This is a genomic window from Inquilinus sp. 2KB_23, assembly GCF_052115705.1.
In the GTDB taxonomy this organism is placed as follows: domain Bacteria; phylum Pseudomonadota; class Alphaproteobacteria; order DSM-16000; family Inquilinaceae; genus Inquilinus; species Inquilinus ginsengisoli_A.
Map to the genome: position 1 here is coordinate 50967 of NZ_JBFRHF010000006.1, position 22641 is coordinate 73607.

At 70.8% G+C, this 22641-nt stretch carries 24 protein-coding genes; 15 read left to right on the plus strand and 9 right to left on the minus strand.

The annotated features are described in order from the left end of the window. The first annotated feature begins 11 nt into the window (after positions 1 to 11). The 5 genes from AB4112_RS09455 to AB4112_RS09475 all read left to right on the plus strand — a co-directional run bounded on the left by AB4112_RS09455 (position 12) and on the right by AB4112_RS09475 (position 4969). On the plus strand, positions 12 to 869 hold the full coding sequence (locus tag AB4112_RS09455) for a CoA transferase subunit A (protein ID WP_441718917.1): 858 nt from the start codon (positions 12 to 14) through the stop codon (positions 867 to 869). Positions 870 to 871: 2 nt separating this feature from the next. Continuing rightward, positions 872 to 1645, plus strand: a complete 774-nt coding sequence (locus AB4112_RS09460; protein WP_309800215.1) for a CoA-transferase subunit beta — start codon at positions 872 to 874, stop codon at positions 1643 to 1645. After that, positions 1642 to 2847 carry a 3-oxoadipyl-CoA thiolase gene (pcaF, locus tag AB4112_RS09465; protein ID WP_441718920.1) on the plus strand — a complete coding sequence of 402 codons (1206 nt, stop codon included), beginning with the start codon at positions 1642 to 1644 and terminating at the stop codon, positions 2845 to 2847. The genes AB4112_RS09460 and pcaF overlap by 4 nt, the downstream gene beginning before the upstream one ends. Before the next feature lie 91 nt (positions 2848 to 2938). Then, positions 2939 to 3517 (plus strand): HPF/RaiA family ribosome-associated protein, encoded by a 579-nt coding sequence (locus AB4112_RS09470; protein WP_441718923.1) that lies wholly within the window; start codon positions 2939 to 2941, stop codon positions 3515 to 3517. Between the two features lie 114 nt (positions 3518 to 3631). Beyond that, positions 3632 to 4969: a 3-carboxy-cis,cis-muconate cycloisomerase gene (locus AB4112_RS09475; protein WP_441718925.1), complete on the plus strand. Its 1338-nt coding sequence runs from the start codon at positions 3632 to 3634 to the stop codon at positions 4967 to 4969. On the opposite strand, the gene AB4112_RS09480 is transcribed toward AB4112_RS09475, so the two are convergent. The 5 genes from AB4112_RS09480 to AB4112_RS09500 all read right to left on the minus strand — a co-directional run bounded on the left by AB4112_RS09480 (position 4966) and on the right by AB4112_RS09500 (position 9108). After that, a complete protein-coding gene (locus AB4112_RS09480; protein WP_441718928.1) occupies positions 4966 to 5574 on the minus strand; it encodes an ATP-dependent Clp protease proteolytic subunit in 609 nt (202 codons plus the stop codon). The genes AB4112_RS09475 and AB4112_RS09480 overlap by 4 nt on opposite strands. Continuing rightward, entirely contained in the window at positions 5562 to 6044 is a 483-nt protein-coding gene (locus AB4112_RS09485; protein ID WP_441718931.1) for an SRPBCC family protein, read from the minus strand. The genes AB4112_RS09480 and AB4112_RS09485 overlap by 13 nt, the downstream gene beginning before the upstream one ends. After that, positions 6041 to 6355 (minus strand): ArsR/SmtB family transcription factor, encoded by a 315-nt coding sequence (locus AB4112_RS09490; RefSeq protein ID WP_309800205.1) that lies wholly within the window; start codon positions 6353 to 6355, stop codon positions 6041 to 6043. Before AB4112_RS09490 ends, AB4112_RS09485 begins: the two co-directional genes overlap by 4 nt. 100 nt (positions 6356 to 6455) lie before the next feature. Then, positions 6456 to 7367 (minus strand): dihydrodipicolinate synthase family protein, encoded by a 912-nt coding sequence (locus AB4112_RS09495; protein ID WP_441718935.1) that lies wholly within the window; start codon positions 7365 to 7367, stop codon positions 6456 to 6458. Between the two features lie 34 nt (positions 7368 to 7401). After that, positions 7402 to 9108, minus strand: coding sequence for an IlvD/Edd family dehydratase (locus AB4112_RS09500; protein WP_441718938.1), 1707 nt, complete (start codon positions 9106 to 9108; stop codon positions 7402 to 7404). A 212-nt stretch (positions 9109 to 9320) separates the two neighbouring features. Between AB4112_RS09500 and AB4112_RS09505 the strand changes: the two genes are divergently transcribed. After that, on the plus strand, positions 9321 to 10316 hold the full coding sequence (locus AB4112_RS09505) for a Gfo/Idh/MocA family protein (protein WP_441718941.1): 996 nt from the start codon (positions 9321 to 9323) through the stop codon (positions 10314 to 10316). 7 nt (positions 10317 to 10323) lie between these two features. Then, positions 10324 to 11013, plus strand: a complete 690-nt coding sequence (locus AB4112_RS09510) for a GntR family transcriptional regulator (RefSeq protein WP_441718944.1) — start codon at positions 10324 to 10326, stop codon at positions 11011 to 11013. Between the two features lie 3 nt (positions 11014 to 11016). Here AB4112_RS09510 and AB4112_RS09515 read toward each other — a convergent pair whose 3' ends face one another. Next, positions 11017 to 11991: a helix-turn-helix transcriptional regulator gene (locus AB4112_RS09515; protein WP_441718947.1), complete on the minus strand. Its 975-nt coding sequence runs from the start codon at positions 11989 to 11991 to the stop codon at positions 11017 to 11019. Between the two features lie 88 nt (positions 11992 to 12079). On the opposite strand from AB4112_RS09515, the gene AB4112_RS09520 reads away from it, so the two are divergent. The 3 genes from AB4112_RS09520 (at position 12080) to AB4112_RS09530 (ending at position 13466) form a co-directional block, all read left to right on the plus strand. Continuing rightward, a complete protein-coding gene (locus AB4112_RS09520; protein ID WP_309800193.1) occupies positions 12080 to 12607 on the plus strand; it encodes a DUF1579 domain-containing protein in 528 nt (175 codons plus the stop codon). Between the two features lie 29 nt (positions 12608 to 12636). Beyond that, on the plus strand, positions 12637 to 13155 hold the full coding sequence (locus AB4112_RS09525) for a DUF1579 domain-containing protein (RefSeq protein WP_309800192.1): 519 nt from the start codon (positions 12637 to 12639) through the stop codon (positions 13153 to 13155). A gap of 104 nt (positions 13156 to 13259) precedes the next feature. After that, a complete protein-coding gene (locus tag AB4112_RS09530; protein WP_309800191.1) occupies positions 13260 to 13466 on the plus strand; it encodes a hypothetical protein in 207 nt (68 codons plus the stop codon). A gap of 61 nt (positions 13467 to 13527) precedes the next feature. Here AB4112_RS09530 and AB4112_RS09535 read toward each other — a convergent pair whose 3' ends face one another. The 3 genes from AB4112_RS09535 to AB4112_RS09545 all read right to left on the minus strand — a co-directional run bounded on the left by AB4112_RS09535 (position 13528) and on the right by AB4112_RS09545 (position 15555). Beyond that, a complete protein-coding gene (locus AB4112_RS09535; RefSeq protein WP_309800189.1) occupies positions 13528 to 13953 on the minus strand; it encodes an OsmC family protein in 426 nt (141 codons plus the stop codon). Between the two features lie 190 nt (positions 13954 to 14143). Further along, positions 14144 to 14848 (minus strand): glutathione S-transferase family protein, encoded by a 705-nt coding sequence (locus tag AB4112_RS09540; protein WP_309800186.1) that lies wholly within the window; start codon positions 14846 to 14848, stop codon positions 14144 to 14146. Between the two features lie 2 nt (positions 14849 to 14850). Further along, entirely contained in the window at positions 14851 to 15555 is a 705-nt protein-coding gene (locus tag AB4112_RS09545) for a glutathione S-transferase N-terminal domain-containing protein (protein ID WP_309800184.1), read from the minus strand. A 102-nt stretch (positions 15556 to 15657) separates the two neighbouring features. Between AB4112_RS09545 and AB4112_RS09550 the strand changes: the two genes are divergently transcribed. The 5 genes from AB4112_RS09550 to AB4112_RS09570 all read left to right on the plus strand — a co-directional run bounded on the left by AB4112_RS09550 (position 15658) and on the right by AB4112_RS09570 (position 22624). Then, positions 15658 to 16260, plus strand: a complete 603-nt coding sequence (locus tag AB4112_RS09550; RefSeq protein WP_309800183.1) for a TetR/AcrR family transcriptional regulator — start codon at positions 15658 to 15660, stop codon at positions 16258 to 16260. A 91-nt stretch (positions 16261 to 16351) separates the two neighbouring features. Further along, on the plus strand, positions 16352 to 17626 hold the full coding sequence (locus AB4112_RS09555) for a Gfo/Idh/MocA family oxidoreductase (protein ID WP_309800181.1): 1275 nt from the start codon (positions 16352 to 16354) through the stop codon (positions 17624 to 17626). 10 nt (positions 17627 to 17636) lie between these two features. Then, the gene (locus AB4112_RS09560; RefSeq protein WP_441718953.1) at positions 17637 to 18818 is read left to right on the plus strand and encodes an MFS transporter; all 1182 of its coding nucleotides are present in this window, start codon (positions 17637 to 17639) and stop codon (positions 18816 to 18818) included. A gap of 92 nt (positions 18819 to 18910) precedes the next feature. Then, positions 18911 to 21526, plus strand: a complete 2616-nt coding sequence (locus AB4112_RS09565) for an MMPL family transporter (protein WP_309800178.1) — start codon at positions 18911 to 18913, stop codon at positions 21524 to 21526. Positions 21527 to 21796: 270 nt separating this feature from the next. After that, the gene (locus AB4112_RS09570; protein ID WP_309800176.1) at positions 21797 to 22624 is read left to right on the plus strand and encodes an MlaA family lipoprotein; all 828 of its coding nucleotides are present in this window, start codon (positions 21797 to 21799) and stop codon (positions 22622 to 22624) included. Positions 22625 to 22641 lie beyond the last annotated feature (17 nt).

A 22641-nucleotide genomic window follows, 5' to 3' on the forward strand; every position in this document is an offset into this window, starting at 1 on the left:
CGAGAGAGTTCATGGCCAAATTCCAGACCCTGGCCGAGGCGGTGGCCGAGAACCTAAGGGACGGCGACACCGCCGCCTTCGAAGGGTTCACCCATCTGATCCCGCACGCCGCCGCGCATGAGGCGATCCGCCAGGGACGGCGTGACCTGACCCTGGTGCGGATGACGCCCGACCTGGTCTACGACCAGATGGTCGGCATGGGCATGGCCCGGAAGCTGATCTTCTCCTATGCCGGCAACCCCGGCGTCGGCCTGCTGCGCCGCGTGCGCGACGCGATCGAGAAGGGCTGGCCCAACCCGGTCGAGATCGAGGAGCACTCCCACGCTGCCATGGCCAATGCCTATGAGGCCGGGGCGGCCGGCCTGCCCTGCGCCGTGTTTCGCGGCTATCGCGGCGCCGGCCTGGCCGAGGTCAACCCGAACATCAGGTCGATCACCTGCCCCTTCACCGGCGAGACGCTGGCGGCGGTGCCGGCGATCCGCCCCGACGTCGCCTTCATCCACGCCCAGAAGGCGAACCGCCGCGGCGACGTGCTGATCGAAGGCATCGTCGGGGTGCAGAAGGAAGCGGTGCTGGCGGCTAGGCGGTCGGTGGTGACGGTGGAGGAGATCGTCGCGGATTTCGACGACGTTCACCCGAACGCCTGCGTGCTGCCGCACTGGACCGTGACCTCGATCGTCGAGATCCCGGGCGGCGCCCACCCGTCCTACGCCCATGGCTATTATCCCCGCGACAACGCCTTCTATTTGGCCTGGGACAGGATCGCGACCGACCGTGACGGCTTCCTGGCCTGGATGAAGACCAATGTGCTCGAAAGCGGTCCCGGCGCCTTCGCCGGCCGGGTCGCGGCGCTGAACGGGAGGGGCTGACCATGCCTGACTTCACCCCTGATGAGATGATGACGATCGCGGCGGCCCGAGCCTTGCGCAACGAGGATGTCTGCTTCGTCGGCATCGGCGCGCCCTCGGCCGCCTGTAACGTGGCGCGGCTGACCCACGCCCCCGACATCACCCTGATCTATGAATCCGGCACCATCGGCACCGCGCCGGAGGTGCTGCCGCTGTCGATCGGCGACGGCGAGCTGTGCGACACCGCGGTCACCACCGTGTCGGTGCCGGAGATGTTCCGCTACTGGCTGCAGGGCGGTCGGGTCACGGTCGGCTTCCTCGGCGCCGCCCAACTCGACCGCTTCGGCAACATCAACACCACCGTGATCGGCGACTACCACAAGCCGACGGTGCGGCTGCCCGGCGGCGGCGGCGCGCCGGAGATCGCGACCTCCTGCGGCGAGATCTTCATCACCATGAAGCAGGGCAAGCGCGGCATGGTCGACAAGATCGACTTCTTCACCTCGCTCGGCCATGGCAGCGGCGGTGACGACCGCGCCCGCCACGGCGTCACCACCAAGGGCCCGACCCTGCTGGTCACCGACCTCGCCGTCTGGCGCCTCGACCCTGCGACGAAGGAATTCACCGTGGTCTCGCTGCACCCCGGCGTGACCCGCGAGCAGGTGCAGGAGAGCTGCGGCTGGACCGTCCGCTTCGCCGACACGCTGGAACAGACCCCGCCGCCCTCGGCGCTGGAATTGAAGACGCTGCGCGACCTGCAGGAACGCACGCGCATCGCCCATGGAGAAGCCGCATGAGCCGCGACGCCTTTCTCTGCGCCTATCTGCGCACCCCGATCGGCCGCTATGCCGGTGCCCTGTCCGCCGTCCGCCCCGACGACCTCGCCGCGATCCCGCTGAAGGCGCTGATGGAGCGCCACAGCAAGGTCGACTGGGAGGCGGTGGACGACGTCGTGCTGGGCTGCGCCAACCAGGCCGGCGAGGACAACCGCAACATCGCCCGCATGGCGCTGCTGCTGGCCGGGCTGCCGGCGGCGATCCCGGGGTCGACCGTGAACCGCCTGTGCGGCTCCGGCCTCGACGCTTTGACCATCGCCGCCCGCGCCATCAAGGCCGGCGAGGCCGAGCTGATGCTGGCCGGCGGCGCCGAGAGCATGTCGCGCGCTCCGTTTGTCATGCCGAAGGCCGAGAGCGCCTTCTCCCGCAGCAATGCCGTCTACGACACCACCATCGGCTGGCGCTTCGTCAACCCGCGGATGGAGGAGATGTACGGCACGGATTCGATGCCGGAAACCGGCGAGAACGTGGCCGAGGAGTTCCGCGTCTCCCGCGCCGACCAGGACGGCTTCGCCCTGCGCAGCCAGGAGAAGGCGCTGGCCGCCCAGGCCAGCGGCCGGCTGGCGCGCGAGATCGTCCCGGTCACCATCCCACAGCGCAAGGGCGAGGCCGTGGTGGTCGATCGCGACGAACATCCGCGCCAGACCTCGCTGGACAAGCTGGCCGCCCTGCCGACGCCGTTCCGCAAGGGCGGCACCGTGACCGCCGGCAATTCCTCCGGCGTCAATGACGGCGCCGCGGCGCTGATCGTGGCGTCGGAGGCGGCGGCGGCTCGGCACGGGCTGACCCCGATCGCCCGCATCCTGGGCGGGGCCGCCGCCGGCGTGGCGCCGCGGATCATGGGCTTCGGCCCTTCCCCCGCCAGCCGCAAGCTGATGGCCCGGCTGGGCCTGACGATCGGCGATTTCGACGTGATCGAGCTGAACGAGGCCTTCGCCAGCCAAGCGCTGGCGGTGACCCGCGATCTCGGCCTGCCCGACGATGCGGCGCATGTGAACCCGAATGGCGGCGCCATCGCGCTCGGCCACCCGCTCGGCATGTCCGGCGCCCGCATCGCCGGTACCGCGGCGCTGCAGCTGAAGCTGACCGGCGGCAAGCGCGCTTTGGCCACCATGTGCATCGGCGTCGGCCAGGGCATCGCCCTGGCGCTCGAGGCAGTTTAGGGGGAACTCCCATCCGGCTCGGGCGGTTCGCCAGGGTATGCAGCCGCCGGCTCCGGAAGGCGGCTGCACCCACCGCCACGGAGGTTCCCCCATGCAGAAGCCCTTGCAGCTCTCGTTCAAGAACATCGACGGGTCCGACGCGATGAAGGCGGTCGTGCGTGAGCGCGTGGACCGGCTGGACCGGATGTATCCCAGCCTGATCGGCTGCCGCGTGGTGATCGAGGCGCCGCACCGCAGCGCCCAGGGCAGCCGGCCGCCGCTGGGCATCTCGATCGAGGCCGAGATCCCGGGCAAGCCGATGATCGTGGCCAGGGACGCGGAGGAGCACAGGAGCGCAGCGGACCAGGGCACCATCGTCAACCGCACCTTCGACGTGGTCGAACGCCAGCTGGACGACGCCACCAGGATCGCGCATGGCGAGGTGAAGACGCATGAGGCGGCTGGGGAGAGCGGCAGCGTCACCCGCGTGTTCGCGGAACAGGGCTACGGCTTCGTCGAGGCCAAGGCGGCCGGCAACCTGTATTTCACCCGCAACGCCGTGGTCGATGGCCGCTTCGACGAGCTGACGGTCGGCACCATCGTGCATCTGACCCTGGCGACTGGCGAAGGCCCGATGGGGCCGCAGGCGAGCTCGATCCGGCTGCTGGGGGCCGACCGCCGCAGCGAATAGCGGCGGGGCGCCTTGACTTTCAGCCGTGCCGGCGGCGTCATCGGCCGTCGGACCCGGCCCGTGGGCCGAAGGCGAAAGCGATCCGCGGTCCGCCGCAGACTCTGAGGCTCCCCGATGACCGTCTCGCCATTCGATTCCGCCCTGACCGGCCCGCTGCTATCGGATGCCGAGACCGCCGCCCTGTTCACCGACCGGACGGTGCTGCGGACGATGCTGAAGGTCGAGGCGGCGCTGGCCGAGGCGCAGGCGCGCTGCGGCGTGATCGGCGCCGGGGCCGCCAGCGCCATCGCCGCGGCGGCCGGCGCGCTCGACCCCGACCCGGCGGCGCTGGCCGCGCGCACGGCGGAGGACGGCGTGCCGCTGCCGGCCCTGGTCGCCACGCTGCGCCAAGCCGTGGCGGCGTCGGCGGGAGACGAGGCGGCCCAGGCGGTGCATTGGGGTGCCACCAGCCAGGACATCATCGACACCGGCCTGGTGCTGCGGCTGCGCCGGGCGATCGACATCCTCGACGGCAGGATCGCGGCGCTGGTGACGGCGCTGGCCGGCCTGGCCGACACCCATCGCGGCACGGTGATGCCGGGCCGCACCCGGTCGCAGCAGGCGACGCCGATTTCCTTCGGCCTCAAGGTCGCCGGCTGGCTGGCGCCGCTGCTGCGCGACCGCGACCGGCTGCGTGAGTTGAAGCCCCGCCTGCTGCTGCTGTCCTTCGGCGGCGCCAGCGGGACGCTGGGTGCGCTGGGCGGGGACGGCATCGCGGTCGAGGCGGCGCTGGCCGAGGTCCTGGACCTCGCCGTGTCGCCGATGCCGTGGCACGCCCAGCGCGACGGCATTGCCGAATTCGCCGGCTGGCTGGCGCTGGTGACCGGAACCTTGGGCAAGATCGGCCGCGACCTGATCCTGCTGGCCCAGAACGAGGTGGCGGAGGTGCGGCCGGGCGCCGGCGGCGGGTCGTCGACCATGCCGCAGAAGTCGAACCCGGTCGGGCCAGAGGCGCTGGTCGCCCTGGCCCGCTTCAACGCCGGCATGGTCGGGCAGTTGCACCACGCGATGCTGCACGAGCACGAGCGTGACGGCGCCGCCTGGCAGATCGAATGGCTGGCCCTGCCGCAGATGCTGGTCGCCACCGGCGCGGCGCTGAACCATGCCGTCGCCCTGTCCGGCAGCTTGAAGGTCGACGTGGTGCGGATGGCGGCGCAGCTGGAAGCGTCGCACGGCCTGCTGCTGGCCGAGGCCGCCAGCTTCGCCCTGTCCGCCCACATGCCGCGGCTGGAGGCGCAGCGGCTGGTGAAGGCGGCGGCGACCCGGGCCACCGCCACCGGCCGCCACCTGTTCGACCTGCTGGCCGAGACCTCCGACGTCCCGGTCGACTGGCCCGCCCTGCGCGACCCCGCCCGCCACCTGGGCGCGGCCGATGCCTTCATCGACCGGGTGCTGGCGGCGGCGGCAGGTTAGGCCGCCTCCTCCCGCCGCTCCGTCACATGGTCGATGATGCCCCAGGCTTTCGCCTCTTCCGCGGTCATGAAGCGGTCGCGGTCCAGGGTGCGCTCGACCTCGTCATAGGTGCGGCCGCAATGCTTGGCGTAGAGCAGGTTCAACTGGCGCTTGAGCTTCACGATGTCCTCGGCATGGCGCTCGATGTCCGAGGCCTGGCCCTGGAAGCCGCCGGAGGGCTGGTGCAGCACCACCCGGGCGTTGGGCAGGGCGATGCGCCGGCCGGGCGCGCCGGCCATCAGCAGGAAGGACCCCATCGATCCCGCCGAGCCCATGCACACGGTCGACACCGGGCTCTTGATGTATTGCATCGTGTCGTAGATCGCGAGCCCGCTGCTGACCACCCCGCCGGGCGAGTTGATGTACATCGCGATCTCGCGCCGCGGATCCTCCGATTCCAGGAACAGCAGCTGGGCGCAGACCAGGGCCGAGACATTGTCGTCGATCGGGCCGTTCAGGAACACGATCCGGTCGCGCAGCATGCGCGAGAAGATGTCGAAGGCGCGCTCGCCGCGGCCCGACTGCTCCACCACCATCGGCACCAGGGACATGGTCATGCCGCCCATCGCAGGCCTCCACCGACCGCGGAGGCCGTGATCCGAGGCCGCATCGGGAGGCGTCGGCCGCCGGAGCACCGCGGCGCCGGCGTGCCCGTCCACAGCGCCGTCGCGCGGGCGCCGATGCGGAAGCCGCTGTGCACCACCCGCAGCCGCGTGCCGCCGGTCGCGGTGTCGGTCAGGGTGAAGGTCACCACCGTGTCCAGCGGCTTGCCGCCGGCATCGCGGTCGCGGCCGCGCCAGCTGTAGCGCAGCAGCCGGTGCGGTTCGGCCGCCAGCACCTCGCAGTCGATCGGCTGCCTCGCACCCGGCCCGTCGCGCAGCGTGAAGCGCTGCCCCGCCTCGGCCCGGATGTCGTTCGGCAGCAGCCAGGCGCCGAGCAGCTTCGGCTCGGTCAGCGCCCGCCACACCTTCTCCGGCGGGTGGTCCAGATCACAGTCGACGACGATGTCGTCGGCCCGGTCCTTCAGGTCGGTCATGGGTCCATGTCCTCGAGCAGGGTCTTGAGGCGCGCCACCCGCTCCGGCCAGAAGGCGCGGTAGCGGTCGATCCAGTCGCCGAGCGGGGCCAGGCCTTCCGGCGCCGCCCGGTAATAGGCGAAGCGGCCCTCGCGCCGTTCCGCCACCAGTCCGGCGCGGCGCAGGGCGGCGAGATGCTGCGAGATCGCCGGCTGCGACACGGCGAAGCCGGACTTCAGCTCCGACACACTCATCTCGCCATCGGACAGCCGCTCGAACACGGCACGGCGGGTCGGGTCGGCCAGGGCCTGGAGGATCGCGGTCGCGGTCATGGGAATCATATAAGCCGATACTTATGCGATTCGCAACAATGACCCTCCCATGGTGATGGGAGGGTCGGACGGCGGTGTCAGGCTGGGTGGCGTTGAGGCGTCAGACCGAATGGATCCGCGCATACTCCGTCTTCGCCAGGGCGGCGCGCAGCGTCTGCCGCTCGGCCTCGGTCAGGGCGCGCAGCGGCGGATGCAGCCGGCGCCAGGCGGCGTCGCCATGGATCTCGGCCAGCGTGTCCTTGACCGCGGCGACCAAGGTGACGCTGCTGAGCGCCGCCCGCAGCGCGCCGGCGGCGGCCACCGCGGCCTCCGCCTCCGGGCTGCCGGCCTGGTGGAACGCGATCCGGGCCAGCGGGCCGGTGACGTTGGTGGTGGCCGAGATGCAGCCGGCGAAGCCACGTGCCTTCGCCAGGCCCAGCGTGGCCTCGGAGCTGGGGAACACGGCGATGCCCGGCACCCGCTTGGCCAGGTCGGTGGAATAGGCGATGTCGCCGGAGGAATCCTTCAGCCCGGCCAGGGTCTGCGGGTGGCGCTCGGCCAGGCGGGCGACCACCTCGATCGGCCAGGGCACGCCGGTGTTCTGCGGGATGTGATAGAGGTAGAGGCCCAGCCCGTCGGCGCCGACCTTGCCGATCACCGTGTCGACATAGGCGCCCAGGCTCTCGTCATCGATGCCCTTGTAGTAGAACGGCGGCAGCAGCAGCGCGCCGGCGAAGCCCAGAGCCTTCGCCGTGCCGGTCAGCCGCACCGCATCCTCCAGCGCCGAGGCCCCGGTGCCGACCATGAAGCGGTGCAGCGGCAGGCCGGCCTCGGCCACCGCCTTCATCGCCGCCAGCCGCTGCTCGACCGAGAAGGACGTGGCCTCGCCGGTGGTGCCGAGCAGGTTGACGGCGTCGCAGCCGCCCTCGACGAGCAGCCAGTGGCAATGCGCGATCAGCCGGTCGAGGTCGATGGTGAGATCGTCGCGCAGCGGCGTGGCGGCGGCGGCGATGACGCCGGTCAGTCTCGGCATGGCAGATGTCCTCTCGGGCAAATCGGGGCGCGGCTCATCGCGCGCCCCGGTCGGGAACCAGGAAATCGAAGTCGCAGCCTTCATCGGCCTGGAGCACGCTGTCGTGGAACAGCTTGGCATAGCCGCGCGACGGGGCCGGTTGCGGGGGCGGTGCCGCGGCGGCACGGCGGGCCAGCTCGGCGTCGTCGACCAGCAGGTCGAGGCGCCGGCCGGCGGTGTCCAGGCGAATCAGGTCGCCGGTGCGGACCAGGGCCAGCGGCCCGCCGACCGCTGATTCCGGGGTGATGTGCAGCACGATGGTGCCGAAGGCGGTGCCGCTCATCCGCGCATCGGACAGGCGAACCATGTCCTTGACGCCCTGCTGCGCCAGCTTGCGCGGGATCGGCAGGTAGCCGGCCTCCGGCATGCCCGGCGCGCCTTTCGGCCCGGCGCTGCGCAGCACCAGCACGTCGTCGGCCGTGACGTCGAGATCGGGGTCGTCGACCCGTTCCGTCATGTCCTCGACCGATTCGAACACCACCGCCCGGCCGATGTGCTGCAGCAGGGCCGGCGTCGCCGCCGACTGCTTGATCACCGCGCCGCGGGGGCACAGGTTGCCCTGCAGCACCGCCATGGCGCCTTGAGCCTTCAGCGGGTTGCTGCGCGGCCGGATCACCTCCGGGTCGTGCCACTCGCCCGGCGCCGGCAGGGTGTCGCCCAGGGTGCCGCCGCCGACATTCGGCACGGTCAGGTCCAGCAGGTCGCGGATCTCGGCCAGCAGATGCGGCACGCCGCCGGCATGGTGGAAATGCTCCATGTAGTGCGCGCCGGAGGGCTTGAGGTCGATCAGCACCGGGGTGTCGCGGCCGATCCGGTCGAATTCGGCATAGTCCAGCGGCTGGCCGGCCCGGCCGGCGATGGCGGCGAGATGGACCAGCCCGTTGGTCGACCCGCCGATCGCCTGCAGCGCCACCATGGCGTTGCGGAAGGCGCCCGGCACCAGGATCTCGGACGGGCGCGGGCCGCCGGTCACCGCCATCTGCGCCGCCGCCTTGCCGGTGGCCTCGGCGCAGCGGATGCGGTCGGCATGGGTGGCCGGGATCGCCGCACTTCCCGGAAGTGAAAGGCCCATGGCCTCGGTCATGATCGCCATGGTGCTGGCCGTGCCCATCACCATGCAGGTGCCGACCGACGGGGCCAGCCGGCCGTTCACCGTCTCGATCTCCACCTCGTCGATCTCGCCGGCGCGGTGGCGGCCCCACAGCCGCCGGCAATCGGTGCAGGCGCCCAGCACCTCGCCCTTGTGGTGGCCCACCACCATCGGCCCGACCGGCAGCACGATCGCCGGCAGGTCGGCGCTGGCCGCCGCCATGATCTGGGCCGGCAAGGTCTTGTCGCAGCCGCCGATCAGGACCACCGAATCCATCGGCTGGGCCTTGATCATCTCCTCCGTGTCCATCGCCATCAGGTTCCGCAGGAACATGCTGGTGGGATAGGCGAAGGATTCGGCGATCGAGATGGTGGGGAACACCATCGGCATGCCGCCGGCCAGCATCACCCCGCGCTTCACCGCCTCGATCAGCGCCGGCACGTTGCCGTGGCACGGGTTGAAGTCGCTGTAGGTGTCGGTGATGCCGATGATCGGCCGGTCCAGCGCATCGTCGGAATAGCCCATGGCCTTGATGAAGGCCTTGCGCAGGAATAAGGAGAAGCCGGGATCGCCGTAGCTGGTCAGGCCCTTCCGCAGGCCACGCTGTACCATGGGGCATCCTTCCGACTGGATATCGGCCCAAGGCCGATGGCCGGCGGACGATCCGCGCGGCCGCCCTACCCTAGCCCGCGGCGAAGGATTGTCAATAATCGTACAAAGCTACCTTGGGTTCCGCTCGGGCTCGCCGGAATCCCGCCGTGATTATTGACAATCATCGAGAGGCCGGGTTCTCATCCGGCCAACATCGCAAGCGGGGTTTCCGAATGACTGCCCAGCGCCTCAGGATCGGCCTCGTCGGCGCCGGCTGGGTCAGCCGCCATCACCTGCTGGGCTGGCAGGCGCAGGCGCGGCGGGCCCAGGTGGTGGCGATCGCCGACCCGTCGCGGGAAAGCCGGGTCGCCCGGGTCGAGGCCTTCGGCATCGAGCGCAACTTCCCCGATCTGCGGACCATGCTGGACACCGTTCCGCTCGACGCCGTCGACATCTGCGCCCCGCGCGAGACCCATGTCGAGCTGGTGACGCTGGCGGCGGAGCGCGGCCTGCCGGTCCTGTGCCAGAAGCCGCTGGCCCCGGTGCTGGCCGAGGCCGAGGCGCTGGTCCGGGCGGTCGACGGCCGCGTCAAGCTGATGGTGCATGAGAACTGGCGATTCCGGCCCTATTACCGCCAGGCCCGGCGCTGGATCGAGGAAGGCCGGATCGGCAAAGTGCGGCAGGCGCGGATGGACCTGCTGAGCAGCGGCATGATCGCCGACGCGGACGGGGCGCGGCCTGCACTGGTGCGCCAGCCCTTCTTCGCCGGGCTCGACCGGCTGCTGGTGATGGAGATCCTGATCCACCACATCGACACGCTGCGCTATCTGCTGGGCCCCCTGACGCTGGCGGCCTCGGCGATCGGGCGCAGCACGGCGGAGCTGCACGGCGAGGACAGCGCCGTGCTGATGCTGCGCAGCGCCGACGGCACCGCGATCCTGACCGGCAACCTGGCGGCTTACGGCCACGGGCCGGTGCTGACCGACCGGGCGGAGTTCCTGGGCGATGCCGGCGCCATCACGCTGCGCGACGGGGTGCTGGCCCTGGCCGGGGCGCAGCCTGAGAGCATCACCTACGACCTCGCCGAGGCCTACCAGACCGCCTATGACGACGCGATCGGGCACTTCCTGGATGGGCTGGAGTCCGGCGCGCCGTTCGAGACCGGCCCGGCCGACAACCTCGAGACGCTGCGCCTGGTCGAGGCCGTCTATGCGGCCAGCCGGCTCTAGCACCGCAATGACCGAGACCATGGCCTATGGCGGCAAGGAGGCCGCGATCGTCCGGGCGCTGGAGGAGGACATCATTTTCGGCCGGCTGCCGCCCGGGACGCGGCTGGTCGAGGATGTGCTGCTGGCCCGCTTCCCGGTCACCCGCCACTTCATCCGCCAGGCGCTGTACCAGCTGGAGCGGCTGGGCGTGGTCACCCGCGAGCGCAACAAGGGCGCCATGGTGCGGTCGCTGACGCCGGACGAGGTGCGCCAGATCTACGCGGTGCGCGAGCTGCTGCAGCGCCAGGCGGCGCTGGCCATCCCCCTGCCCGCCCCGGCCGAGCTGATCGCCCGGCTGCTCGACATCCAGACGGAATATGAAGGCCATGTCGCGCGCGGCTTCCTGCGCGGCGTGCACGAGTGCAACGACCGCTTCCACCTGACCCTGTTCAGCGCCTGCGGCAACGACTATCTGGTCGCCTCGATCGAGCACTACATGCGGCTGAGCCTGCCGGTCCGGGCCAAGACCCTGGCCGACGGGACGATGCTGGAGGTGTCGCGCGGCCACCACCGGATGATGATCGAGATGCTGAAGGGGCGGGACAACTGGGCGCTGGCGCAGCTCTGCGTCGACCATCTCCAGCCCAGCAAGCTCGACTACCTCTCTCTGGCCGGGCAACGCCCCGACGAGGAGCCGCCGCCGGACGACGCCGCCTGACGCTCAGCCGGCCGCCTCGTCGCGATACAGCGCCGCCACCCGGCGGGCGCGGTCGGCCAGGGCCTGGCGCAGGGCCGGCGGATCCAGCACCTCGATCCCGTCGGCGAAGCCGAGCAGCAGGCCGGCGGCGTGGTCGATGCCCTCGATCGGCACCGTCGCCTGGCGCCATCCCGCCGCGTCCGGCGGCGCCTGCCGCACCGCCTCCGCCGCATCGGCGCCGAGGCGGTCGAGCCCCGGCAGCGCCGCCGGCGACACACGCAGCACCGCCTCGGCCCGCCGCAGCTCGCGCTCGAAGCGCTGCAGCGTGCCGCGCCAATGCGCCGCCAGGTCGAAGCCGGCGGGGTGATCGAAGCCCTCCTCCAGCATGTCGAGGTCCAGCACCTTGGCGACCTTGTAGGTGCGGATGTCGCGATCGATCCGGGCCATCAGGTACCAGGTGGCGGCCTTGAGCACGAGGCCGAGCGGATCGACCGTCCGCCGCACCGTGGCCGACCAGCTTTCGTAGCGGATGACCAGGCGCCGCTGCCGCCACACCGCCTGGGCGATCACCTGCAGATGCGGCGGCGGCGGCGCGGTGCGGCGATACCAGTCGACCGGGTCGAGATGGAAGCGGTCGCCGACCCGCGCCGCCCCTTCGCCCGCCGCCGCCGGCACCGCGGCCAGCAGCTTCAGCCGCGCCATCGCCAGCGGCTCGGCCAGTCCCAGCTCGGCCGCCGGTCCCGGCAGGCCGGCCAGCAGCAGGGTCTCGGCCTCGCCCGACGTCATCCCGGTCAGCTTGGTGCGGTAGCCGTCGAGCAGTTGGAAGCCGCCGCCCGGGCCGCGGTCGGCATAGACCGGGACGCCGGCGGCGCTGAGTTCGTCGATGTCGCGATAGACCGTCCGCACCGACACCTCGAACTCCTCCGCCAGCGCCTGCGCGGTCAGGCGGCCGCGCGATTGCAGCAGGAGCAGGATCGACAGCAGGCGGTTGGCGCGCATGAACCCAATATAGCCGAAAAAATCCTGACACGAGATGTCAGGATGTGGGCCTCATGCTCCTCCCGTTCACATCCAACGGGAGACGGTCATGTCCGCCTTGTTCACCAAGCCCGCCATCACCACCGACCAGGCTTCGACCACCGCGCCGCGCGACGGCCGCGACGATTTCGACTGGCTCGCCGGGCGCTGGGCGGTGTCGCACCGCAAGCTGCGCAAGCGCCTGGCCGGCGACACCCATTGGGACGAGTTCGCCGGCCAATGCGAGATGCGGCAGATCGTCGGCGGCCTGGCCAATGTCGACGACAACCTCCTGGAGCAGCCGTCCGGCACCTATCGCGGCGGGGCGCTGCGGCTGTTCGACCCGGTGGAGAAGCTGTGGTCGATCTGGTGGATCGACAGCCGGATCCCCGGCCTGGATACGCCGGTGCGGGGCCGGTTCGAGAACGGCGTCGGCACCTTCGTCGCCGAAGATACCTGGGAAGGCCGGCCGATCGTGGTCCGCTTCATCTGGTCGGAGATCGCGGAGCGCTCGGCGCGCTGGGAGCAGGCGTTCTCGACCGATGCCGGCGCGACCTGGGAAACCAACTGGATCATGCGCTTCGACCGCGTCGGTTGATCCCGGATCGCAACCCACAGGAGACGACGATGCCGGCATTGTTCGCCAGATCCGACACCGCCGCGGCGGAGATCCCGCACGACGGCCGCCATGATTTCGACTGGCTCGACGGCCGTTGGTCGGTGTCGCACCGCAAGCTGCGCAAGCGCCTGGTCGGCGACACCGACTGGGCCGAATTCGACGGCTGGAGCGAGGTGCGGCCGATCGTCGGCGGCCTGGCCCATGCCGACGACAACCTGCTGGAGACCCCGGCCGGGCCCTATCGCGGCGGCGGGCTGAAGCTGTTCGACCCCGCGACCCGGCTGTGGTCGATCTGGTGGATCGACAGCCGCTTCCCCACCCTGGAGCCGCCAGTGCAGGGCCGGTTCGAGGCCGGGATCGGCACCTTCCTGGGCGACGACAACTGGGAGGGCACGCCGATCATCGTCCGCTACATCTGGTCGGAGATCACGGAACGGTCGGCACGCTGGCAGCAGGCATTCTCGACCGATGCCGGCGCGAGCTGGGAGACCAACTGGGACATGCGGTTCACCCGGATCGCCGCCTGACCGGCGCCGCCCGGGCATGGCAGCCCGGCGGAATATTCTGTGCAACGGTCGCGTGATGGTCCAGAACCCGGGAAACGAGCCCGGCGGACGGAGACGAGACCGGAATGGACGAGACGACGATCGACCGCGCGGCGATGGGGCGCTTGGCCAAGGCCGTGGCCTTCATCTGCGGCCCGGAGCATGCGACCACCGTGGCCCTCAAGGCCGCGGCGGACAGCGGCACCGAGCGCGACATCAAGAAGGCCCGGGCACTGTTCCTGAAGCTGAAGCCGAGCGACCGCCGCGCCGCCCTGGCGATGCTCGCCGACTGAGTCCGCGGCCGGCGCGGCGCGCGACCCCTGAGGTCGCCCGCCACGCCGGCCGCGGTTCGGGTCAGGCCACCAGCGTGGCGTCCAGGGTGATCTGGGCGTTGAGCACCTTCGACACCGGGCAGCCGGCCTTGGCCTTGGCGGTCAGCGCTTCGAAGGTCGCCTGGTCGGCGCCGGGGATCTTGGCCGTCAGCGTCAGGTGCACGGCGGTGATGGCGAAGCCGTCATCGACCTTCTCCAGCGTGACCACCGCCTTGGTGTCCAGCCGGTCGGCCTTCAGATTGGCCTCGCCCAGGATCAGCGACAGCGCCATCGAGAAGCAGCCGGCATGGGCGGCGCCGATCAGCTCCTCCGGGTTGGTGCCCGGCTGACCGTCGAACCGGCTGGCGAAGCCGTAGGGGTATTCCTTCAGCGCGCCGCTCTCGGTGGAAATGGCGCCCTTGCCGTCCTTGAGGCCACCCTGCCAGATGGCGGATCCGGATTTCTTCATGGTCGCTCTCCTCGATCGATCGTCAGAAGGCGTTGGGGAAAATTGCGGTGCGGGGCCTTCGGCATCCCGCCCCTGCTGAACACCCCCAAGCACCCCGATGTGCCATATCGGGTCAAGATGAATTATCGACGCGGAAGAGACCCCGCCCACGCGCCGCCGGTGCCCGGGCGGGCATGCGCCGAACAGCTGATCAGCCCCGCGCCGTCGGGGCCGATCGGGCCAGGCCGCCGAAGGCGTCGAGCAGCCGGTCGCGCCAGGCCGAGACCGGATCGTCGGGCTCCAGCAGTTCGACATCGCTGATGCAGCGGGCCCACATCAGCATGCCGAACACGCAGTAATCGGCATAGGCGGGCGCCGGCCCGGCGATGAAGGCATCCCCGGCCAGGGCCCGCCGCAGCGGCTGCAGCGCCCGGCGGAACGCCGCGAGATTGGCCGGCCGGTCGGCGACGACATCCTCCAGCGCCTGGCCGAACCGCTGCTCCCGCGAGGTGCGGAAATAGTCGCGGTCGGCCGCGTGCACGCGGCCATGGACATCGGCCACGATGATCCGCGCGATCGCCGGGGACAGCACGGTGTCGGCCCAGCCATTGACGAAGCGCGCCAGCGGCATCGCCCCGTTACCCCCGAACAGCGACGGCCGGTCCGGGAAGCGCTGCTCCAGATGCAGCGCGATCGCCCAGGAATCCGTGACCGTCTCGCCGTCATGCACCAGCACCGGGACCATGCCCTGGCCGGAGAAGGCGATGGCCGCCTTCTCGGTGAAGCGCCAGGGCACGCGCTCGGCCTCCAGCCCCTTGTGCGCCAGGGCCATGCGGGTCTTCCAGCAGTGCGGGCTGAAGCGTAGCGCGGCGTCGGCCGCGGCGAGCTCGTAGAGGGTCAGCGCGGCGGTCGCCATGGTCAGGCGCGGCCCGACACTGTCGTGGCCGACTGGCCAAACAGCACCGACTTCGATTCAGCCGTGACGGTCGGCACGGTGTTGATCTCCGCGGCGATCTCATAGGCGCGGACCACTGCCGGCCGGGCCGCCATGGCGGCGAACCAGCGGGCGACATTCGGGAAATCCTCGAGCCGCTGCTGCTGCCGCTGATAGGGCACGATCCAGGGATAGATCGCGATATCCGCCACCGAGTATTCGCCGGCGACGAACTCCCGATCGGCCAGCCGGCGGTCGAGCACGCCGTAGAGCCGCCCGGTCTCCTTGACGTAGCGCTCGGTGGCATAGGGGATGCGCTCCGGCGCATAGGCCGAGAAATGGTGGTTCTGCCCGGCCATCGGGCCGAGGCCGCCCATCTGCCAGTACAGCCACTGCAGTACTTCGAACCGCGCGCGCGGCGCCTTGGGCAGCAGGCGGCCGGCCTTGTCGGCGAGGTATTCCAGGATGGCGCCGGATTCGAAGATCGAGATCGGCGCGCCGCCTTCCGCCGGGTCGTGATCGACGATGGCGGGGATGCGGTTGTTCGGGGCGATCGCCAGGAAGTCGGGCTTGAACTGGTCGCCGGTCGAGATGTTCACCGGCACGATGCGGTAGGGCAGCCCCAGCTCCTCCAGCGCGATCGTCACCTTGTGGCCGTTGGGCGTGGTCCAGTAGTGCAGGTCGATCATCGCCATGTCCTTGCAGGCGGGGTAGCCGTCGGGGAGTCGATCGGCTATGTTTGACATCAACGTCAAATTTGACACCATTGTCAAGAATGATCCGAGGCGACCATGGCCGGTGTCCGGCAGTTCGATGAAGGCGAGATGCTTGCGGGTGCGTTGGAGGTGTTCTGGCGCAAGGGCATGCGGGCGACCACGATGGCCGACCTGGCGGAGGCCACCGGCGTGCAGCGCGGGTCGCTGTACAACGCCTATGGCGGCAAGGAGGACATCTTCCTGCTGGCCTTCGACGGCTATGTCGCCCGGTTCCTGGCCTCGGCCGCGGAGGCCCTGGCCGCGCCGGACCCGCGGGATGGGCTGAAGGCGCTGTTCGCCTTCACCATCGCCAGCATGACCAACGGAACGCCCGCCCGCGGCTGCCTGAGCACCAAGACAGCGACGGAGGCCGCCCTGGACGACCCGCGGGTGCGGGACCGGCTACGGGGCATGCTGGACGCGCTGCACCGCATCATCGCCGCGGCGCTATCGGCCGCGCCGGACCGGCTGGCGGTGACGCCGGGCGATCACCCGTGCCGGGTGACGCCGGATCAAGCCGCCGACCTGGTCGTCACCTTCACCCGCGGCCTCGCGGTGATGGAGCGGGTCTACCAGGACTCGGCCCATCTGCAGCGGATCGCCGACGCGCTGGTGGGGACGCTGTTCCGGGCCCCCTGACCTGGGCCGGGCGCAGGCTCGCGACGGGCTGGCCGAGGGTGCGGCAAAAAGGTAAGCCTTGGCCATCGTCCGAGCCTGAAAGCCAAGACCGATGTCCCAGCCCCCGAAAGCCCCGCAGATCCGCGTCGCCGTCATCGGCGCCGGCAACCGCGGCATCGAAGCCTATGGCGACTACATCCGCCGCCGGCCGGACATGGCGCGGATCGTCGCCATCGCCGACCCCCGGGCCGACCGGCTGCAGGACGCCGCCGCCCGCCACGGGCTTGGCCCCGAGCACCTCTACGCCGACTGGCGCGACCTGCTGGAGCGCGAGACCGGGCTGGACGCGGTGCTGATCACCACGCCGGACACGCTGCATCTGGAGCCGGCCCTGGCCGCCATCCGCCGCGGGCTGGGCATCCTGCTGGAGAAGCCGATCTCGCCGACCGAGGAGGAGACGCGGATCCTGGCGGAGGCCGCGCGGGAAAGCGGCGCCGACATCACCGTCGCCCATGTGCTGCGCTACACGGCGTTCTTCTCGCGGATCAAGGAGATCCTGGAGCGCGGCACCATCGGCCGGCTGGTGACGCTGCGCCAGACCGAGCACATCGGCTACTGGCACTTCGCCCACAGCTTCGTGCGCGGCAACTGGCGGCGCGAGGCGGAGTCGAGCCCGCTGATCCTGGCCAAGACCTGCCACGACCTGGACATCGTCCGCTGGCTGGTCGGGGCGCCCTGCACCGAGCTGTCCTCGGTCGGGTCGCTGGCCCATTTCCGGCGCGAGAACGCGCCCGACGGGTCGACCGACCGCTGCGACGACGGCTGCAAAGTCGAGCGCAGCTGCCCCTACTCCGCCCAGCGCATCTATCTCGAGAAGTTCAAGCCGGGCAATGGCTGGCCGCACACGGTGCTGAGCCTCGACACCTCGTCCGACGGCATCCTGGCGGCGCTGCAGGACGGCCCCTATGGCCGCTGCGTCTATCGCTGCGACAACGACGTGGTCGACAACCAGGTGGTGGCGATGCGCTTCGCCAACGGGGTCAGCGCCACGCTGAATGTCAGCGCCTTCACCGCCGACAACACCCGGACCTTGCACCTGATGGGCACCCATGGCGAGATCGCCGGGAACCTGGAGAAGAACGAGATCGTGGTGACCGACTTCCGCACCGACGATGTCACCACCATCCGGCTGGGCATGACCATGGTGGGCCGCCATGCCGGCGGCGACGACCGGCTGATGGCGGAGTTCCTAGGCCGGCAGGTCCAGCGCCGCGGCCGCAGCCAGGTCAATGTCGCCCTGGCCTCGCTGGAGGAATCGCTCGACAGCCACTTCATGGCCTTCGCCGCCGAACGCTCGCGCCGCACCGGCACCGTGGTCCGGCTGTGACGGGACGGGCGTGAGCGACGGCACGGTGGGCGGGGCGGAGACGCGGCCGGACCATGGCCGGCTGCGCGCCGTGGCCGCCCTGTCGGCGCATTATGGGGTCAGCGGCATCCTGACGCCGTATCTGCCGGTGTGGCTGGCGGCGAGCGGGCTGGCGGCCGATGCGGTCGGCTGGACCATGGCCTCAAGCTTCGCCCTGCGCGCGCTGTGCATCCTCGCCTTCGGCACGGTGGCGACGCTGCTGCTGCCCGCCGGCACCCTGGCGGCCGGCGCCGCCTTCACCGCGGCGCTGGTGCTGCTGGGCGCGGCGCTGATCGCCGACCCCGCCACCATCGGCCTGCTCTCGATCGTCGTCGTCGGGCTGATCTACGGGTCGATCCCGCTGATCGAGAGCTTCGCCAACACCGTGGCGCTGCGCAGCGGCCATGGCTATGGCCGGATGCGGTCCTGGGGGTCCTTCGCCTTCATGCTGGGCAATCTCGGCATGGGCGCGCTGCTGCTGCTGCCGAACGGCATCGCCCTGCTGCCCTTCGTCGCCGCCGGCCTGCTGGCCTGCCTCGGCCTGTCGGTGCTAGGCCCGTCCTGGCAGCCGCCGGCGCAGCGCATCGACCCGCGCGCCGCGGCGTCGGCCCTGGCCGTGTCGGCGCCGATGCTGATGCCGTCGCTGCTGCTGCAGGCCTCGCACGCCTTCTACTATTCCTTCGGCACCATCTGGTGGATCGACCATGGCGTCGCCCAGGGCAGCACCGGCCTGATCTGGGGCGCCGCCGTCGCCGCCGAGATCGTGGTCTACCGCTATGCCGCCCGGCGGCTGGAGCGGATCCCGCCGGCCACGCTGCTGGCGATCTGCTGCCTGGTGGCGATGGGCCGTTGGCTGCTGCTGGCCTTCGATCCGCCCTTCGTCCTGATCGTGGTCAGCCAGGTCGGCCACGCCATGACCTTCGGCGGCGCCTATCTCGTGGCCCAGACCGTGATCCGCACCCGGATCCGGCCCGAGTTGCACTACATGGCCCAGGCCGGCTACGCCTTCCTGATGGCCTTCGTCGGCTTGGCCGGCACCACCGCCCTGATCCCCTGGGCGCTGCGCGTCACCGGCGCCGAACCCTGGCTGCTGATGGCCGGCATCGCCGCCGCGGCGCTGGCCTGGCTGGGCGTCGCCCGCCTCGTCGCCCCGGCGCCCACGCCCGCGCCTTAAAACGGCCCGAGTCACCGGGCAGCTTTCTCGCATCGGCGAAGCAGGATACAACAGCGCCCGCCTGCCCTTCCCACCATCGCAAAGCGGACCGCGTGCCTGCCTCCGATCTGTCCCCGACCCGAGCCCTTGTCCGCCTCGGCGCCTTCTGTCAGCGCCATGCGCTGTGGGTGATCGGCGCGGCGCTGGTTCTGTCGGTCTGCGCCGTGCTGGTGGTGATGCGGCATCTGTCGATCAACACCGACACCGGCACGCTGATCGACCCCAACCTGCCCTGGCAGCAGGACAACGCGGCCCTGGACGCGGCCTTCCCGCAGAATCGCGGCCTGCTGGCCATCGTGATCGACGGCCAGACGCCGGAGCTGGCCGATTCGGCGGCGTCCCAGCTGACCGCCGCCCTGATCGCCGAGCCGTCGCTGTTCACCACCGCCCGGCGGCCGGATGGCGGGCCGTTCTTCGACCAGAACGGCATCCTGTTCCTGTCGACCAAGGAGGTCCAGCAGACCGCGGACGACGTCATCGCCGCCCAGCCGCTGCTCGGCGGCCTAGCCGCGGACCCGACGCTGCGCGGGCTGCTCGGCGTCATCGACCTGGTGCTGCAGGGCATCCAGAACGGCCAGGCCCAGCGGTCGCAGTCGCAGGAGGCCTTCGGCCGCATGGCGGCGACGATCGACGCCAACCTGGCCTCGGCCCATGTGGTCCAGCCGCTATCCTGGCAGTCGCTGCTGTCCTCGGGGCCGCCGTCGCCGCGGGCGCTGCGGCGCTTCGTCCTGGCCCAGCCGGTGCAGGATTACGGCGCGCTGCAGCCCGGCAAGAAGGCCACCGACTTCGTCCGCGCCACGGCGGAGAAGCTGCATCTGACCCCGGATTACGGCGTCACCGTGCGGCAGACCGGCAACATCGCGATCAATGACGACCAGTTCGCCTCGGTCAGCGAGGGCATCGGCGTGTCGACCACCCTGGCGGTGGTGCTGGTGCTGGGGCTGCTGCTGCTGGCCCTGCGCTCGGTGACCATGACCGCCGCGATCATGATCACGCTGTTCGTCGGCCTGCTGATGACCGCGGCCTTCGCCGCCCTGACCGTCGGTGCGCTGAACCTGATCTCGGTCGCCTTCGCCGTGCTGTTCGTCGGCATCGCCGTCGATTTCGGCGTCCAGCTCTGCGTCGCCTTCCGGGCCGAGCGCAGCCACGCCCCGGACGCCCGGGCCGCCACCAGCGCCGCCATCCGCCGGATCGGCGGCGCCCTGGTGCTGGCCTCGCTGGCCGCGGCCAGCGGCTTCTTCGCCTTCCTGCCGACCGCCTATCGCGGCGTCTCCGAACTCGGGCTGATCGCCGGCTTCGGCATGCTGATCGCCGTGGCGCTGAACCTGACCCTGCTGCCGGCCCTGCTGGCACTGCTGCCGGTGCGGGCCGAGCGCCGGGAGGTCGGCTGGACGACGCTGGCGCCGGTCGACCGCTTCCTGCTGGCGCATCGTCGCCTGGTGATGGCCGGCGGCGTGGTGGTGGCACTGGGCGCGCTGGCGCTGCTGCCGCGGCTGAGCTTCGACTTCAACCCGCTCAACCTGGTGGATCCGCGCACCGAATCGGCATCGACGATGCTGGAGCTGATGCATGATCCGCTGACCACGCCGAACACCATCGACGTCCTGACCCCGTCGGTCGAGGCCGCGGCGGCGCTGACGCCCCAGCTGGAGAAGCTGCCGGAGGTGGCGAACGTGCTGTCGCTGAACAGCTTCGTCCCCGCCGACCAGCCGGAGAAGCTGGCGATCCTGTCGGACCTCGCTTTGCTGATCGGCCCGACCCTGGACACGCCCGCCGCCACGACCCCACCCACCGACGACGCACTGCGCGCGGCGGCCGCCAAGACCGCGGCGACGCTGCGGCAGATCGCCCCGGAGCCGGACAGCCCGGAACGGCGGCTGGCCGACGGGCTGGACCGCCTGTCCAAGGCGGATGCCGCGACCCTGGCGCGGGTCGGCGAGGCGCTGCTGGTCCACCTGCCGCTGACGCTGGACCGGCTGCGGCTGATCCTGTCGGTGCAGCCGGTCGCGCTGGCCGACCTGCCGAAGGACCTGAAGGAGAGCTGGGTCGCCCCCGACGGCCAGGCCCGGCTGTCGGTCTTCCCCAAGGGCAATGCCGCGGACAATGCCGTGATGGAGCGCTTCGTCGACGCGGTGCTCGCGGTCGCGCCGCATGCCACCGGGACGGCGGTGACGATCCAGCAGTCCAGCCGCACCATCGTCGGCGCCTTCATCACAGCCGGCATCCTGGCGACCGCGATGATCGCGCTGCTGCTGGCGGTCACGCTGCGCCGGCTGCGCGACGTGCTGCTGGCGCTGGTGCCGCTGATGCTGGCCGGGCTGCTGACCCTGGCCACCACCGTCGTCATCGGCCTGCCGATCAACTTCGCCAACATCATCGCCCTGCCGCTGCTGCTGGGCATCGGCGTCGCCTTCGACATCTACTTCGTGATGAACTGGCGCGCCGGGCGCGGCAATCCGCTGCAGTCCAGCACCACCCGCGCGGTCGTGTTCAGCGCCCTGACCACGGCCTCGGCCTTCGGCAGCCTGTGGCTTTCACCCCACCCTGGAACTGCCGGGATGGGAGAGCTGTTGTCGATCGAGCTGGGCTATACGCTGCTGGCCGTGCTGGTGTTCATGCCGGCGCTGCTGGGCCCGGTGGCCACGACCCGGGGGAGTCGCGAATCATGAAGCCCATCTTCACACGCCGTGCCGGTCATGGCCGCTGACCGGAACGGCGCGACGCGCCTAGCCTCGGCGGGACCCGGAGCGAGGCGTTTCGCTCTAAGGTTGTTGCCCGACAATTGGCGGGATACTATTCACAATGTGTTAATCTTTCCGTTGCGATCCCGGCCTCGCGCCAGATTGCGGCAGAGCACGTGCGAAACCGTCGATCCCAATGGCGGTCCGTTACGTATAGATCATCGACTTTTTGATTGTGCTTACGGGATCGAACCGGACATGCCGACGCGCTCACGTGGATCCTCTCGCCCCTTCGCCTTCGGCGTCGCCGCCCTCCTCGCCGCGACGGCGTTGAGCGGCTGCGCCACGCCGCCGACAGACCCGGTCCAGCGGGCCGAGTTCGACCGGATCAACGATCCGCTCGAGCCGATGAACCGCACCATCTTCGACATCAACCAGGCGATCGACAAGAATGCGATCCGCCCGGTGGCGATCGCCTATCGCGACGTGGTGCCCGAATTCGCCCGTGACGGCCTGCACAACGCGATGCGGAATTTCGGCGAGCCGGTGGTGTTCCTGAACAAGGTGCTGCAGGGCGATCCCGGCGCGGCCGGCAAGACGCTGCTGCGGTTCCTGGCGAATTCCACCTTCGGCCTCGGCGGCCTGTTCGACGTCGCCACCCCGCGCGGCGTGACCCACCAGCCGGCCGGCGATTTCGGCGCGACGCTGTACAGCTGGGGCATCGGCGAAGGCCCCTATCTGGTGCTGCCGCTGCTCGGCCCGTCCAACCCGCGCGACACGGTCGGCTTCGCGGTCGATTCGGTCAGCAGCCCCTGGGGCTACATCGTCAACATCCCGACCGAGGCGAGCGTCGGCATGTTCGTGGCCAAGGGCATCGACATCCGGTCGCGCACGGTCGATGCCAGCGACGAGCTGGAGCGCAACTCGGTCGACTACTATGCGACGCTGCGCAGCGTGTTCCGGCAGTACCGCCAGGCCGAGCTCGACGGCAACAAGGCCCCGGCCGACGGCGATCTCTACAACGACCCGGCCGCCGGCGCCGGTGGCGGCACCCTGCCGTCGTCCCAGCTGCCGACCATTCCCTGACCAGGCCGTCCCGGCGG